The 15,252-nt window shown below is 66.3% G+C and carries 12 protein-coding genes; 4 read left to right on the top strand and 8 right to left on the bottom strand.

Annotated elements, in window-relative coordinates:
• A partial coding sequence (locus tag AO501_RS30265) for a PE PGRS family protein (RefSeq protein ID WP_156452865.1) occupies window positions 1-1,282 on the top strand: 1,282 nt, incomplete at its 5' end.
• A 27-nt stretch (window positions 1,283-1,309) separates the two neighbouring features.
• Here AO501_RS30265 and AO501_RS30260 read toward each other — a convergent pair.
• The 5 genes from AO501_RS30260 to AO501_RS30240 all read right to left on the bottom strand — a co-directional run bounded on the left by AO501_RS30260 (window position 1,310) and on the right by AO501_RS30240 (window position 5,862).
• On the bottom strand, window positions 1,310-2,284 hold the full coding sequence (locus tag AO501_RS30260) for a hypothetical protein (protein WP_156452864.1): 975 nt from the start codon (window positions 2,282-2,284) through the stop codon (window positions 1,310-1,312).
• 34 nt (window positions 2,285-2,318) lie between these two features.
• The gene (gene pth, locus AO501_RS30255) at window positions 2,319-2,894 is read right to left on the bottom strand and encodes an aminoacyl-tRNA hydrolase (protein WP_055581261.1); all 576 of its coding nucleotides are present in this window, start codon (window positions 2,892-2,894) and stop codon (window positions 2,319-2,321) included.
• A gap of 6 nt (window positions 2,895-2,900) precedes the next feature.
• Window positions 2,901-3,560, bottom strand: coding sequence for a 50S ribosomal protein L25/general stress protein Ctc (locus AO501_RS30250; RefSeq protein ID WP_055581270.1), 660 nt, complete (start codon window positions 3,558-3,560; stop codon window positions 2,901-2,903).
• A 215-nt stretch (window positions 3,561-3,775) separates the two neighbouring features.
• On the bottom strand, window positions 3,776-4,645 hold the full coding sequence (locus tag AO501_RS30245) for an oxidoreductase (RefSeq protein ID WP_055581260.1): 870 nt from the start codon (window positions 4,643-4,645) through the stop codon (window positions 3,776-3,778).
• Between the two features lie 5 nt (window positions 4,646-4,650).
• Window positions 4,651-5,862 (bottom strand): cytochrome P450, encoded by a 1,212-nt coding sequence (locus tag AO501_RS30240; protein ID WP_055581269.1) that lies wholly within the window; start codon window positions 5,860-5,862, stop codon window positions 4,651-4,653.
• Window positions 5,863-6,000: 138 nt separating this feature from the next.
• On the opposite strand from AO501_RS30240, the gene AO501_RS30235 reads away from it, so the two are divergent.
• From AO501_RS30235 to AO501_RS30225, 3 genes are read left to right on the top strand one after another with little or no spacing between them, the layout of a single operon-like run.
• Window positions 6,001-9,297 (top strand): helix-turn-helix transcriptional regulator, encoded by a 3,297-nt coding sequence (locus AO501_RS30235; RefSeq protein ID WP_055581268.1) that lies wholly within the window; start codon window positions 6,001-6,003, stop codon window positions 9,295-9,297.
• A 56-nt stretch (window positions 9,298-9,353) separates the two neighbouring features.
• Entirely contained in the window at window positions 9,354-9,797 is a 444-nt protein-coding gene (locus AO501_RS30230) for a nitroreductase family deazaflavin-dependent oxidoreductase (protein WP_055581259.1), read from the top strand.
• A 56-nt stretch (window positions 9,798-9,853) separates the two neighbouring features.
• Complete coding sequence (locus AO501_RS30225) at window positions 9,854-13,180, top strand: LuxR family transcriptional regulator (RefSeq protein ID WP_055581267.1); 3,327 nt, start codon at window positions 9,854-9,856, stop codon at window positions 13,178-13,180.
• A gap of 66 nt (window positions 13,181-13,246) precedes the next feature.
• Here AO501_RS30225 and AO501_RS30220 read toward each other — a convergent pair whose 3' ends face one another.
• The 3 genes from AO501_RS30220 to AO501_RS30210 are packed head-to-tail and all read right to left on the bottom strand — an operon-like array spanning window position 13,247 to window position 15,231.
• A complete protein-coding gene (locus tag AO501_RS30220; RefSeq protein ID WP_055581258.1) occupies window positions 13,247-13,867 on the bottom strand; it encodes an LpqN/LpqT family lipoprotein in 621 nt (206 codons plus the stop codon).
• Window positions 13,868-13,905: 38 nt separating this feature from the next.
• Complete coding sequence (gene arsC, locus AO501_RS30215; protein ID WP_055581257.1) at window positions 13,906-14,250, bottom strand: arsenate reductase (glutaredoxin); 345 nt, start codon at window positions 14,248-14,250, stop codon at window positions 13,906-13,908.
• On the bottom strand, window positions 14,251-15,231 hold the full coding sequence (locus AO501_RS30210) for a ribose-phosphate diphosphokinase (RefSeq protein WP_055581256.1): 981 nt from the start codon (window positions 15,229-15,231) through the stop codon (window positions 14,251-14,253). It abuts the gene before it with no gap.
• Window positions 15,232-15,252: the final 21 nt, after the last annotated feature.

Raw genomic sequence — 15,252 nt, 5'->3', positions numbered from 1 at the left:
GGCCGGCGGTGCCAGCACGGGATTGTTCGGGCGTGGCGGGGTCGGCGGTGTGGGCGGCCAAGGTGGCCTCGGTGGTGACGGCGGTGCCAGCGGCGCTGTCGGCACGACGGCGAGCGGCATGGTCGGTGGCAACGGCGCCGACGGCGGCCTGGGGGGCCATGGCGGCGCGGGCGGCGGCGCAGGCTTAGGCGGTACAACCGGTGCCGGCGGCAGCGGCGGTCACGGCGGCACCGCAGGCACGGGTGCGGGCGGCACCGGTGTGCTCGGCGGAACCGGCAGCGCCGGCGGCGCCAACCTGGGAAGTGCCGGTGGCGTCGGCGGCGCCGGCGGACACGCCGGCATCAGCACCATCAGTGTCGGCGGCAATCCGAGTGGGATCGCGCTGGACCTTGTCAACGGCAATCTCTTCGTCGCGAATTTCTTCGATGGCTCGGTGTCGGTGATCAACCCCGCCACCAACCAGGTCCTCACCACTATCCCGATCACTCCGCCCGCTGGCTTCACCGGCAACAGCCCGCAAGGAGTCGCGTTCAACCCCACCACCGGCAACGTCTACGTCACCAATTCCAACGGGAACTACGTGTCGGTGATCGACCCCGTCACCAACCAGGTGACGGCCACCATCACCGGTACCGGTTCCAACGTCTTCAATGTCCCGGTCGGGTTGACCGTGGCCGCCGACGGCCGGATCTATGTTGCCAACTCCGGATCCAACCTGGTGTCGGTGATAACCCCGCAAGGCAACAATACCTACACCGTGAGCAATATCAGCAGCGCCTCGTTCAACAAACCCGCGTATGTGGCGGCCAGCGGCAATAATGTCTACGTCACAAACATCACCAATAATTCATTAGTCGCTATAGATACAAACACAAACAATGTGACGCCCTTGATCGGTAATTTGAAAGCTCCCGGAGGTGTCGCGGTAGGTGGCAATGGCGACGTCTACTTCGCCAGCTCACTGGGCAACTACACAGGTATCTACAACTCGACCGACGGCCTCAGCTCTGTCAGCTTGACGCCGACGAGCGGCGGTAATCCGAATCCGTTCGCGGTGGCCATTGATCCCGCTACCGGACACATCTACGTCACCAACTCGGGGACGCAGAGCGTGCCGACTGCCGGCGGTAACACGGTGTCGGTGGTCGATCCGAACTCGGGCTCTGTCCTGTCCACCGTCGGGGTGGGCCTCCAGCCCCTGGGCATTGCCATCGACCCCACTGGCGGGAACGCCTACATCACCAACTCCAATAGCAATTCGGTGTCGGTGATTCACCTGTGACCGCCCGCTCGGGCGCTCGCGGGTCGGTCAGCGCCGGCGTGACCAGTCGCGCGTCGCCGAAATGAAGCTGGACACGAATTCGCGTTGCGCCGTATCGAATTCGGCGCTGTAGTCCAGGGCGTCGTTGACCGCTCGGTGTTCGAATTGCAGCGTGCAGCAGTCGGTCAGGTAGCCCTCGATGTACATGCTGGTGGCGCTGAGGGCCATCAAAGCCGTGTCGTCGGTGACGGGTGGGTCGACGAGGTTTCGCGACCCGCTGCGCAGGATGCGGATCTGGTCATCGATGAAGTGGCTGGCCTCCCTGGCGGCACTCGCACTGAGGATGCCGGTGGGACCCAGGTAGTGGCAGTTCAGCGTTTCGCTGTTGGCACTGCCGCGCGCCATCGCCACTTTTCCGCCGACGATGTGTTCGGCGACACGGACGCCGGCGCATTCGGGAGCGATATCCTGTTGCGGCGGAACGAAATCCGTCGGCAGCTTCTTGGCGACGATCCTGGCCAGGATGACCAGCTGCTGCTGCGTGACCATCTCATTGGGTGCACCCAGTAGTGGTGTCCAGGTGAGCACGAACTGCGTCGAGCCGTGATCCACGGCAATCGCCGACTCGGTCTCCCCGCGCACGAAGAACGCTTTGTCGGAATCGACGGTGACGTCCTGGCTGTTTCGGGCGCGGCGCCCACCGATGAGATTCGCGACTTCGGCAACCGGGCCGCCGATCGGAACGCCCAGCACCACCCCGCCCAGGTCGTCCTTCGGGCTGTAATGGCACGACGCCATACCTGCCGGATGCAGTTTCGAAGCGTCCAGGCGCTTGGTCGCCAGCAGTGTGGGCGTCACGCGGTGGTAGGTGCTCTGAACATCAGCGATCGGCAGTGTCGAGCAAAGGTCCGACAGGTGCGACGGCGGCGGGGTCGGCGCAGGTTCACAACCCGTTGTGGCCAGCAGTACGGCGGCCGCCAACAACGGGTATGCGGTCCATGGCTTGCGTCGTATCCTCCGCATCCGAGCCGACGTTACGGGATCCCGGTTGGCCGGCCTACCACGCATGCACACGGTTCTGCGCGGGCTCGAGACCGAGTTCGATGAGCATCTCCGTGGCATCGGCGGCCTGCTCGCAGATCGTGGGTACCTCAACCCGCTCGGCGGCGTTGAAGGGCTCCAGGACGAAGGCCGCCGGGTCTTTGCGTCCGGGGGGACGGCCGATCCCTATCCGGACTCGGTGAAAGTCCTTGGTGCCCAACGCGGCAGCCACCGAACGCAACCCGTTGTGTCCACCTTCGCCGCCACCCAGCTTGAGCCGGATGCGGCCGAAGTCGAGATCGAGTTCGTCGTGCAGCACCACGATGTCGGCCGGACGCACCGAATAGAACTTGGCCAACGGGCCCACTTGGCGGCCCGACTCGTTCATGTAGCAGCGTGGCTTGGCCAGCACCACCGCACGTCCCGCCAACCGGCCGGTGCTTATCTCGGCGCCAGAACGCTTGTGCGCCTTGAATTTCGCTCCCAGCCGGGCGGCGAGGACGTCGGCAACCATGAACCCGACGTTGTGCCGGGTCCGGGCATAGTTTTCGCCGGGATTGCCCAGGCCGACCACCAGGAGGGGTTCGGCCACGTCGCGCTACTCGGACTCGGCTTCGGCTGCCTCGGCGGCTTCCTCGCCGGCCTCGCCCTCGCCTTCGGCAGCCTCGCCTTCCTCGCCCGCGCCCTCTTCGGCAAGGTCCTCGGCCGTCGGCGCCTGCACCACGTTGACCACGAGCAGTTCCGGGTCGGAGATCAGGTTCACGCCACGGGGCAGCTCGATCTGGCCGGCGGTGAACTGGGTGCCGGCCTCGGCGCCCTCGATGGACACGGTGAGCTGCTCGGGGATCGACAGCGCCTCGGCCTCGATCTCGATGGTGTTGGCGTCCTGGGTGACCAGGGTGTCGGGACCTGCGTCGCCCTCGACGACGACGTTGACCTCGACGGTCACCTTCTCGCCGCGACGCACGATGATGAGGTCGGCGTGCTGGATGGTGCGCCTGATCGGGTGGATCTCGATGGCCTTGGTCAGCGCGAGCTGCTCCTTGCCGGCGATGTCCAAGGTCAGCACCGCGTTGGTGCCCGAGTGCCGCAGCACGGCCGCGAAGTCGTGTCCGGGCAGTTCAAGATGCTGGGGGTCGCTGCCGTGGCCGTAGAGGACGGCGGGAATCTTGCCCTCGCGGCGGGCCCGGCGGGATGCGCCCTTGCCGGTCTCGCTACGCACCGTGACGGCGAGTTGGTTGACGGTCGCTTTAGCCATGTGTCGCTCCTGTGTGTAAGGCACGGCCAGGGATCGCGACAGAATGCCGGTCTCCGTCGATAACGGTGCTGGTCTGATGACCAGCCACCCTCGCCGTGACGCCGGGTCAGGTTATCGCACCCTCGCGAGCAGACGCAAAATCCCCTTGGAGCGGGCGCTCCAGGGCGATTTTGCGTCTGCTCGCGAGCGGGAGGGGCCCCCAGGCTCGGCCGGGTTCAGAGGGGAAATGTGGTGCCGGTGAGCTGCTCGGACAGCTTCCACAGCGCGGCGGCGGTTTCCGCGTCCTGGGCGGCCCGGCTGCGCCCGACGGGCTGGGTCCGGCCGACGTAACCGAATCGCGGGCCGATGAACGAGTTGCCGGGCACATCCTGGGAGGCGGCGTACAGCGTCTGCCGTGCACCGAAGTCGGCGTCGGTGGCCACGATGCGAGTGGCCGCCGACATGACCGCGTCGCTGAGCTTGCGCCCCGAGGCGCCCTGCAGGTTCGTGTGCGAGTAGCCCGGGTGCGCGGCCATCGAGCGCAGCGGCGAACCGGCCTGGTCGAGTCGGCGTTGCAGTTCGCTGGTGAACAACAGGTTGGCCAGCTTGGACTGCGCGTAGGCCAGCCACGGCGCATAGCGGCGGTGCTGGTAGTTCAGGTCGGCCAGGTCGATCCGGCCGGGCCAGTGTGCCATCGAGGACACCGTCACGACGCGGTCGCTGAGCCTCGGCAGCAGCAGGTTGGTCAGCGCGAAGTGGCCGAGGTGGTTGGTGCCGATCTGGCTCTCGAAGCCGTCCTTGGTCAGTGAATACGGGGCGGCCATGATGCCGGCGTTGTTGATCAGGATGTCGGCGCCGTCGACGCCGTCGGCGAACAGCCGTACCGACGACAGATCCTGCAGGTCGAGGGCCCGGACCTCGACCAGGCCGCGAATGCTGGCTGCCGCTTTCTCGCCCTTGGCCGTGTTGCGGACGGCCATGATGATCTTGGCTCCCCGGCCGGCCAGCTCACGGGCGGTCACCTCACCGAGTCCGCTGTTGGCGCCGGTGATGATGACGGTGCGTCCGGCGAACGAGGGGAGATCCGCGGCGGTCCAGTTGGTCATGGCTCTCAGTCTGCGGGGTCGAACTCGAGCGGCACGCTGAGGGGTCCGGTGATGCCGGCCATCGCCTTCCATTGCACGGGACCGCTCAGGCGGGGATTGGACATCCGCGCCGTGATCACCCGAAGCGCTTCCGTCAGCTCGAGGCGGGCGAGGTGAGCACCCAGGCAGTAGTGCACTCCGCCACCGAAGTTCAGGATCGGCACCGGGCCTACCCGGGTGATGTCCACGCGGTCCGGGTCCTCGTAGATCTCGGGATCGCGGTTGGCCGAGGCGATGTTCGCGAACACGATCGTGCCGGCGGCTATCGGGACCCCGGCCAGTTCGACGTCCTCGGCGGCCTGCCGGATGACGCCGAAAATGATTGGCCAGTAACGCATCAGCTCATGGACGGCATCGAGCGCCAGCTCGGGGTGACGGGCCACCATGTCCCACTGGGCCGGGTGTTCGGCCAGTGTCTGCACCGCCGTGGCCAACTGGTTGCGGGTGGTATCGGTGCCGGCACCGAGCAACGTGGCGCACAACATGAGCAGCTCGTCGTGGGTGAGTCGGTCTCCGTCGTCTTCGGCCCGGATGAGGTCGGAGATCAGGTCGTCGCTCAGCGATGCGCGGCGCCGGGCGATCAAGTCCTCGAGGTAGGCGTCCAATTCGCTCCACGCCGCGAGGATCACCGGGGCATCATCGGCGACGGTGGGCTCGAACAGTTTCTTGATGTCCTCGGTCCAGGCGGAGAACAGGTGCCAGTCCTCGACGGGTGCGCCCAGCAGGGCGCAGATGATGGCCGTCGGATAACCCTTGGCGATATCGGTGACGACATCGCAGTGCCCGAGGCCCGCGACGCGCTCGACCAGGTCGGTGATGACGTCGACGGTCAGGTTGCGAAAGCGGTCGGCGGCCCGCGGTGAGAACGCTTTCGACACGAGGCGGCGCAGTCGATGGTGTTCGACCCCGTCCATTCCCAGGATGTTGCTGACGGCGCGCTCCCAGAGGGGACCGGAGGTGACGCCGAAAGCGCCCAGGCCCAAGCCTTCGGCCGTGACGAACCGGTTGTCTCGCAACACGGTTCGCACCAGCTCGTGACTCAACACCTCGGGACCGTAGGGGCCCAGGGCGATCGGTGCCTGGGCGCGGGCTTCGGCGATCGCCCGGTGTGCTTCCTCCGGGTCGGTGAGGTGGGCGTAGGCGATGGTGGGGCATTCGAGCGCGGTTGTGATGGTCATGGCCTCGACTATTCGGTGACGGCCCACCAATTCCATCCGCCGCAGCGCGTAGTTCTGACCGGCCGATAGCGCAATTCCGCGGGACGCACGCCGCAATTTGCGCGGTCTGGCGGATGTAATGCCTCGGTTGCGGGCGTGATGCTGGCTACCATGAGCCAACACGCGGAGATGCCGCCGCTGACCTGGGGTGATTTGAGTGTGAGCGAATTCCTGCCGACCGGTACGGTGACGCTGCTGCTCGCGGATGTGGAGGGGTCGACTGCGCTGTGGGAGACCCAGCCCGAAGCGATGGCCGCCGCCCTGGCGTCGTTGAACCGGACGGTGGATGAACTGGTTGCCGCCCATGACGGCGTGCGGCCGGTGGAGCAGGGTGAGGGTGACAGTTTCGTGGCCGCGTTCGCGCGGGCGTCGGATGCGGTGGCGTGTGCGGTGGCGTTGCAGCGGGCGCCGCTGGCGCCGATCCGGATTCGGATCGGGTTGCATACCGGTGAGATTCAGTTGCGCGATGAAGGTAACTACGCCGGGCCGACAATCAACCGCACCGCCCGGATTCGTGATCTGGCCCATGGTGGGCAGATCGTGTTGTCGGGGGTGACCGAATCGCTGGTGATGGATCGGTTGCCCGACGGGGTATGGCTGACCGAGCTGGGTCGTTATGCGTTGCGGGGCGTGCCGCGTCCTGAGCGGGTGGTGCAGTTGTGTCATCCGGATCTGCAAAGCGAGTTCCCGCCGCTGCGGGTGCGGACTGTCGTTGCCTCGCATAATCTTCCGGCGCAGCTGACCAGTTTCGTCGGACGCCACGCGCAGCTGGCGGACTTGCGCCAGCTCATCAACGACAACCGGTTGGTGACACTGACGGGCGCCGGGGGCGCGGGCAAGACGAGACTGGCGGTGGAACTGGCGGGGCAACTGGCCGCTGAGTTCGCCGATGGTGTGTGGTACATCGACCTTGCGCCCCTTACCAATCCCGCCGCAGCGCCGGTGACGGTCGCGCGCACCCTGGGATTGCCCGATCAACCGGGCCGCTCGACGAGGGAACTGCTGCTGCAGTTCTTCAGCCCGAAGAAAGTGCTGCTGCTGCTCGACAACTGCGAGCATTTGCTCGATGCGTGCGGGCAGCTCGTGGTCGAGTTACTGCCGACCTGTCCGCAATTGACCATCCTGGCCACCAGTCGAGAGCAACTGGGCGTGCCCGGCGAGCTGAGCTGGCGGGTGCCGTCATTGTCGCTTGCCGACGAGGCGGTCGATCTGTTTATTGACCGCGCCCGCCGGGTGCGGCCGGATTTCGTTGTGGGCCAGGACAATACCGCGCTCATAGGAGAGGTCTGTGAGCGCCTCGACGGCATGCCCCTGGCAATCGAGTTGGCCGCAGCGCGGATCAGGGCGCTGTCGCTGCAACAGATCTTCGACAGCCTGCACGACCGGTTCCGGTTGCTCACCGGTGGAGCGCGTACCGCGGTGCGCCGCCAGCAGACGCTGCGGGCCTCGGTGGACTGGTCGCACGCGATGCTCACCGAACCTGAGCGCATCCTCTTCCGCCGCCTCGCGGTTTTCATGGGCGGGTTCGACCTGGATGCCGCGCACGCGGTGGGAGCGGACACCGAGGCCGAGCGTTTCCAGCTGATTGATGTTCTCGGGCTGCTGGTCGACAAGTCGCTCCTCGTCGCTGAGGAAGTTCACAACGCGATGCGGTACCGCGTGCTGGAGACGGTGCGTCAGTACGGACTCGAAAAGCTCGGCGAGTCAGGCGAAGCCGGGACGGTGCGCGCCCGGCACCGCGACTTTTACATCACCACCGCGGCTGCCCTTGCGTCAGGACCGCAAGGTCCACTGGTGCAGTGGGCCGACGTCGAGATAGACAATCTACGAGCGGCCCACGCGTGGAGTCGCGAGACGGCGCAGGTCGGGACGGCGCTGGAGCTCGCGGCGTCGTTGCAGCAGTTCTGGTTGACACGCGGGCGGTTTCGCGAGGGGCTGGCCGCTTTCGACGCCGTCTTTGCCGACGACCTCTACGAGTCGAGCGACATCAAGCCGGCGATCCTGGTCCGCGCAGTCGCCGACGCGGCGGTTCTCGCGGTCTGGGTGTCCGTTCCGGCCAGCCTGCAGCGAGCGGAGCGGGCACTGGCCGTCGCGCGTCAACTCGACGACCCGGCGCTCGTGGCACGCATCCTGATGGGCTGCGGCATGCTCAATTTCTACAGCGCCGACGCGTACTTCAACGAGGCGATCGAGCTGGCCCGCGCGTCGGGTGAGCTGTCTGTGCAATGCCACCTGCGTGCGTATCAGTCCTTCGCCTGCACTGTCGCCGGCGATCCGATCGCAGCTGAGGCAGCCGGTCAGGAAGGCCGCGCTATCGCCGACACGCTCGGCGATGGGTTCATATCCCGCTACTCTCAGGCATTCGTCAGCATTGCGCTGGGTATGCAGGGCAAATTGAGCGAGGCCGTCGAGCTGGCGCGGTCGCTGGTGGAGGACGCGCGCACCGCCGAAGATCGCGCGATGGAGACGTTCGGTCTGATCACCCTCGGCCAGGCGCTCGCGCTGCGAGGTGATGTCGCGTCGGCGCACACCGCGGCCGCGGCAGCTATTGAGGCCGCGAGTGCCCTGGGCGGCTTCCACCAGGACACGGCCTACGTGCCGCTGGCCGGCGCCGCCCTGGCCGGTGGCGACGCGGTGGCGGCCAGAGACGCCTGCGAGGCGGCGATGCGGCATACCTATCCGCTGAAAGAGTTGTTCACCCGGAGCATCGTTCCGATGACCGACGCAGCCCTGGGCTGCGGTGACCTCGTCGCCGCGCGGCGCTGGGCGGACGACACCGTCGCCGTCGCCCCGGGATGCCACCAGATCCTGGCCCTGACGGGACGGGCCCGGGTCGCCCTCGCGCAGGCCGAGCCGGACCAGGCCGAACGAGACGCTCACGAGGCACTGGTTGTCGCCGCCCGCACCCGAGCATATGTGTGGGTGGCCGACGCTCTGGAAATCCTCGCTGGCCTGGCGGCCGACGTTGGCAACTGCGCCGGTGCGGCGCGGATTCTCGGTGCGGCGCAGGATCTTCGTCAGCGCACCGAAAGACCCCGGCTGCCGATGTATCACGCGGATTACGACGCCACGGTGGTGAAAGTCCGGGAAGCGTTGGGACAGCAAGATTTCGATGTGGCATGGGCCGAAGGTGCAGCTCTTTCCGTCGAGGAGGCCATCGCCTATGCCCAGCGCGGCCGGGGCGAGCGCAAACGTCCCGCGACGGGCTGGGCTTCCTTGACCCCCATGGAACTCGACGTGGTACGTCTGGTCGCAGAAGGGTTGGGCAACAAAGACATCGGCGCGCGGTTGTTCATTTCACCGCGCACCGTCCAGAGTCATCTCACGCACGTCTACGCCAAGCTCGGGTTGACCTCCCGCGTTCAGCTCGTCCAGGAAAGCGGCAGACGGGCCTGACGGGGTGTGGGCCCGGCATCTGGCGCGGCACGACGTGGCTCGGCAAGACTGGGCAGATGACATCCAAGACCGAGAAGGTCCTGTTCAAGTTCCTCAGTCTGCACGACAAGATTTATCAGGCGACGAACGGCCGGATCGGGCACCGGGTGCCGGGTATGCCACCCAACCTGCTCCTGCACACGGTTGGCGCCAAGACGGGCAAGGCGCGCACCAACACGCTGACCTACGCCAAGGATGGCGATGATTACCTGGTCGTGGCATCGAAAGCCGGCTATCCCAAAGCTCCCGGTTGGTATCACAATTTGAAGGCGAATCCCGATGTCGAGATCAACGTCGGCTCACGGCGTTTTGCAGTCACCGCCCACCCCGTGTTGCCCGACAGCCTCGACTACGCGCGGCTGTGGAAAATCGTCAATAAGAACAACGCCAACCGTTATGTCGAGTACCAGAAGAAAACATCGCGGCCGATTCCGGTGATCGCTCTGCGGCCCACCCCCTGACCGTTCCGCCGAGGAATTGCGCCTTCTGGCGGATGTAGTGGGCGGCGCCGGGCGTGATGCTGGCTAGCATGAGCCAACATGCGGAGATGCCGGCGCTGACCTGGGGTGAGTTGGGTGTGAGTGAGTTGTTGCCGACGGGGACGGTGACGTTGCTGTTGGCTGATGTCGAGGGTTCGACGGCGTTGTGGGAGACCCAGCCTGAGCAGATGACGGCTGCGCTGGGGTTGTTGAACCGGACGGTGGACGAGGCGGTGGCCGCCTGTGGCGGGGTGCGTCCGGTGGAGCAGGGTGAGGGCGACAGTTTCGTGGTTGCGTTCGCGCGGGCGTCGGATGCGGTGGCGTGTGCGGTGGCGTTGCAGCGGGCGCCGTTGGCGCCGATCCGGATTCGGATCGGGTTGCATACCGGTGAGATTCAGTTGCGCGATGAGGGGAATTACGCGGGGCCGACGATCAACCGAACGGCCCGGATTCGTGATCTGGCTCATGGGGGGCAGACGGTGTTGTCGGGGGTGACCGAATCGTTGGTGGTGGATCGGTTGCCCGAGGGGGTGTGGTTGAGCGATCTGGGTAGCTATCCGTTGCGGGGTGTGCCGCGTCCTGAGCGGGTGATGCAGCTGTGTCATCCGGATCTGCGCAACGACTTTCCGCCGCTGCGGGTACGCACGGAGATCGCGTCGCACAATCTGCCGGCGCAGCTGACCAGTTTCGTCGGACGTCAGACGCAGATGTCGGACGTGCGGCAGCTGGTCATCAGCAACCGGCTGGTTACCCTGACCGGGGCCGGGGGGGTCGGTAAGACGCGGCTGGCCGTCGAGGTCTCCTCGCTGCTGAATCCCGAATTCCCGGATGGCATCTGGTATGTGGACCTGGCGCCGATCACGAATGCCGCCGTCGCGCCCTTGACGGTTGCACGCACCCTGGGGCTGCCCGACCAACCCGGGCGCTCCACGATGGAGTTACTGGTTCGGTTCCTCGGCGAGAAATCCATGTTGTTAGTGCTGGACAACTGCGAGCACCTTCTCGATGCCTGCGGAGACATGGTGGTCGAGTTGCTCGGTTCCTGCCCGCATTTGACGATCCTTTCCACCAGCCGGGAGCCGCTCGGTGTGCCCGGGGAGCTGACCTGGCGGGTGCCGTCGCTTTCCCTTGCCGATGAGGCCGTCGAATTGTTCGCCGACCGCGCTCGTCAAGCTCGCCCGGATTTCGTTGTCAATGACGGAAATACGGCGCTCGTCAGAGAGATCTGTGAGCGCCTCGACGGTATGCCGCTGGCGATCGAGCTTGCCTCCGCACGCATCCGGGCGCTCTCCTTGCAACAGATCGGCAGCTCTCTTCACGACAGGTTCCGATTGCTGACCGGCGGTGCGCGCACCGCGGTGCGACGGCAGCAGACATTACGGGCATCGGTGGATTGGTCCCATGCGCTCCTGACCGATCCGGAACGTGTCTTGTTCCGGCGGCTTGCCGTGTTCACCGGAGGGTTCGATCTCGAGGCCGCCCAGGCGATCGGTGCCTGCACTGAAATGGAGAGCTACCAACTTCTAGACCAGCTCAGCCTGTTGGTGGACAAGTCACTGGTGGTCGCCCTCGAAACAAGCACCGAGACAAGCACTGACGGCGGGATGCGGTATTCGTTGCTGGAGACGGTGCGTCAGTACGCGCAGGAAAAGCTGGGTGAGTCGGGTGAGGCCGAGGAGACGCGCACCCGGCACCGCGACTACTACACCGCAACGGCAACGGAATTGGCGTCACAGGGCCGCGCCGGCGTGGAGCGGCTACTGGCGTGGGCGCGGGCCGAAAGCGACAATTTGCGAGCGGCATTCGCGTGGAGCCTGGACAGTGGCGACCGCGAATCGGCATTACGTCTGGCGTCATCACTGCAGGAATTCTGGCTTCGCACCGGAATCTTCCGCGAAGCGCTGGCGGCGTTCGACGCGGTTCTGACCGACCGTCGGCCGGAGGAAATCGCGCCTGGCGTCTGGGTGCGCGCGGTTGCCGACCAGTGCGCGATCGCGGGCTGGGCGGGCGCACACGGTCACACTGACCTGGCACAGGAGGCGCTCGAGGTCGCCCGCAAACTCGACGACCCGGCGCTGTTGGCCCGAGCACTCGGTGCGTGCGGCACTGCGACTTTCTACAACGCCGAGGTCTCACAGGCCCACTTCACCGAAGCGATCGAATTGGCTCGCGGCGCAGGCGAAGAGTGGAGCCTCATGCCGATTTTCAGCTATCAGGCGACCGCGGCGGTCGTCGCCGGAGAACCGCTGGCGGCAATCGCGGCGGCCGAAGCGGGACGTGATCTCGCTGACGCACTGGGCGACGGCTTCTTCTCGCGAAACAACCGGGCCTGGCTGGGCTGCGGGTTGTGGTTCCACGGAGACCTCGACGAGGCTATCGAAGTTCTTCGCTCGGTGGTCGCGGAGGCCGAAGCGGCGGCCGACCCGTCGGCGACGATCTTCGGGCAGGTCTGCCTCAGCGGAACCCTTGCGTTCCACGGGCAGGTGGCTGCCGCACATTCCGCCGCGCTGGCCGCGCTGGCCGCCTCGGACAGTGTGGGTGGGATGACCGAGGACACGGTGAACGGGGCAATTGCGCACGCCGCCCTGGCCGGCGGTGACGCCGAGGCGGCCAGGCAGGCAGCCCAGGAAGCCTTGCGGCACAGCGTTCCAGACCGCGAAGCGTTCACCCGCAGCGTCGCCCCGCTGGCGGAGGCGCTTCTCGCATGCGGTGATCTCGTCGCCGCACGACACTGGGTCGACGAGTGCATCGCCATGGTGCCCGGCATTTTCAAGATGACCGCGCTGACCGTGCGCGCTTTCATCGCAGCTGCCCAGGGCGAGCCCGAACAGGCCGAGCGCGACGTCCACGACGCGCTGACGATAGCGGCCCAGACCCAGGGATACATGAAGGTGGCCGACACCCTGGAATGCCTGGCACGTCTTGCGGCCGACGAAGGCAATGCCGCGTATGCGGCTCGCCTGTTGGGCGCGGCGCACGGTATGCGGCAGTGCAAGGGGCACGCCCGCTATCCGATGTATCAAGCTGGCTACCAGGCCGCCGTTGCCACCGTCCGTGAGGCATTGGGGGACAACGCATTCGAGGATGCATGGGCCGAGGGCGCGGCGCTGTCCATCGAGGAAGCGATCGCGTACGCCCAGCGGGGACGCGGCGAACGGAAGCGTCCCGCCAGCGGCTGGGGCGCGCTGACGCCGATGGAGCTCGACGTGGCACGGTTGGTTGCAGAAGGTCTGGGTAACAAGGACATCGGAGCGCGGTTGTTCGTGTCACCGCGTACGGTGCAGAGCCATCTCCGGCACGCCTACGCCAAGCTCGGCCTGACTTCGCGTGTGCAGCTGGTGCAGGAAGTATTGCGGCACGCTTGATCTGGCGAGCAGACGCAAAGTCGCCCAAGTGTGGGCCGAAATGGGCGAGTTTATGTCTGCTCGCGGCTATTTCCGGGCGACCACGAACCCCCGGATGATCGTCTCGACATCGTTGCTCTCCGAGACGGCCTGTTCGGCCAGGCTGGTGATGATCAGTTGCACCAGGTACCGCTGGTTGTCCGGCGCTGGGCCGGTCGGCATCACCACCCGGTTCCAGCTGCGCATCCGCGCGCCCTTCAGCTCGTACGTGCCCTGGACCATCGACGACGGGAAGCCGTTGAAGTCGGCGGTCGAGGCGTCGAGTTGGTGGAAACTCTCCGGCAGGTCGGTGTTGGCGTGCTTGATCGCCTCGGTGGGATTGAATTCGCCACGCAGCTTGAACACCACCAGCATCGCTGCCGGATAGCTGTCGCCTTTGGAGATCATCACCGCTTTCGGGCTGGTCTTCGAGTCGACGGCGCGCGGTTTCCAGCCCGGTGGCGTCGGGATCGACACAACCATGTCGGTCAGGTCGCTGGGCAGCACCGGATCGCCCAGGACGCCTTCGCCTTCCAGATACTTCGACAGCGGAACCGGAGGCTCGGTGGGTTTCGGTGAGGTACTGGTCGCCGACGACGGTGTCGTCCAGATCGACTGGTAATCAGCAGCTTTAGGTCCGCACGCGGCCGTGAGCGTCAACGTGGCCATCCCGACAAAAGCCACGCACGCGCGTATCGCCTTGACAGTCACAGAATCTCGCGCACCCCGTCGATCGGCCGAGCCAACCGGGTGCCTTTCGCAGTCACCACGAATGGCCGTTCGATCAATATCGGGTGCTCGGCCATGGCGTCGAGCAGTCCGTCGTCGGTGGCGTCGGCAAGGTTCAGTTCGGTGTAAAGCGATTCGCGTTTGCGCACCGCGGCCCGCACCTCGATGCCCGCGTCGCGGATCAAGCGCACCAACTCGTCCCTGGACGGCGGCGTCTTCAGGTACTGAATGACGTCCGGCTCAATGCCGTTGTCCCGCAACAACTCCAGCGTCTTGCGGGATGTGCTGCATTTGGGGTTGTGATAGATGACGGCCCCACCCATCTAGGCGTCCCCGTCGAACAGTCCTGTGACCGAGCCGTTTTCGAAGACCGCGCGGATGGTGCTGGCCAGCAGCGGCGCGATGGAAAGCACGGTGAGCTGCGGGAAACGCTTCTCCTCACCGATGGGCAGGGTGTTCGTCACGATCACCTCGCGGGCGCCGCAGGAGGCCAGTCGTTCGGCGGCCGGGTCGGACAGCACGCCATGGGTGGCCGCGATGATCACGTCCTTGGCGCCGTCGTTGTGCAGCAGCTTCACCGCGCCGGCGATGGTCCCGCCGGTGTCGATCATGTCGTCGATCAGCACACAGGTGCGACCGGCCACCTCGCCGACCACGCGGTTGGACACCACCTGGTTGGGCACCCGCGGGTCGCGGGTCTTGTGGATGAAGGCCAGCGGCACGCCGCCCAGGGCGTCGGCCCACTTCTCGGCGATGCGCACCCGGCCGGAGTCGGGGGAGACTACGACCATGTTGCCGTCGGGGTAGTTGTCCCGGATGTATCCGGTCAGCAGGTTCTGGCCGCGCATGTGGTCCACGGGCCCGTCGAAGAAGCCCTGGATCTGATCGGTGTGCAGGTCGACGGTCACGATCCGGTCGGCGCCGGCGGTCTTGAGCAGGTCGGCCACCAGGCGCGCCGAGATCGGTTCGCGGCCGCGGTGCTTCTTGTCCTGGCGGGCGTAGGGGTAGAACGGCATGACCGCGGTGATCCGCTTGGCGCTGCCCCGCTTGAGCGCGTCGATCATGATCAGCTGCTCCATGAGCCACTGGTTCACCGGCATCGGGCAGGACTGCAGCACGAACGCGTCGCAGCCGCGGACCGACTCCTGGAACCGCACGAAGATCTCGCCGTTGGCGAAATCCCGGGCAGTCTGCGCGGTGACGTGGACGTCGAGCTCTTTGGCTACCTGCTCGGCCAGCTCCGGGTGGGCCCGGCCGCTGAAGAGCATCAGATTTTTGCGGTTATCGGTCCAGTCGTGGCTCACCGGGCTGCCCTCGCCGTGTCG

The sequence above is a fragment of the Mycobacterium gordonae genome (genome assembly GCF_001417955.2).
Classification (GTDB): domain Bacteria; phylum Actinomycetota; class Actinomycetes; order Mycobacteriales; family Mycobacteriaceae; genus Mycobacterium; species Mycobacterium gordonae_B.
Note: the sequence above shows the minus strand (reverse complement) of the source record. Positions and strands in the feature narration are given on the sequence as shown.

Coding starts and splice junctions, on each gene's coding strand:
- AO501_RS30225 (WP_055581267.1), top strand. CDS start 9,854: ATGCTGGCTAGCATGAGCCAACATGCGGAGATGCCGGCGCTGACCTGG.
- AO501_RS30260 (WP_156452864.1), bottom strand. CDS start 2,284: ATGCGGAGGATACGACGCAAGCCATGGACCGCATACCCGTTGTTGGCG.
- AO501_RS30240 (WP_055581269.1), bottom strand. CDS start 5,862: ATGACCATCACAACCGCGCTCGAATGCCCCACCATCGCCTACGCCCAC.
- AO501_RS30250 (WP_055581270.1), bottom strand. CDS start 3,560: ATGGCTAAAGCGACCGTCAACCAACTCGCCGTCACGGTGCGTAGCGAG.
- arsC (WP_055581257.1), bottom strand. CDS start 14,250: ATGGGTGGGGCCGTCATCTATCACAACCCCAAATGCAGCACATCCCGC.
- AO501_RS30220 (WP_055581258.1), bottom strand. CDS start 13,867: ATGGCCACGTTGACGCTCACGGCCGCGTGCGGACCTAAAGCTGCTGAT.
- AO501_RS30235 (WP_055581268.1), top strand. CDS start 6,001: ATGCTGGCTACCATGAGCCAACACGCGGAGATGCCGCCGCTGACCTGG.
- AO501_RS30245 (WP_055581260.1), bottom strand. CDS start 4,645: ATGACCAACTGGACCGCCGCGGATCTCCCCTCGTTCGCCGGACGCACC.
- AO501_RS30230 (WP_055581259.1), top strand. CDS start 9,354: ATGACATCCAAGACCGAGAAGGTCCTGTTCAAGTTCCTCAGTCTGCAC.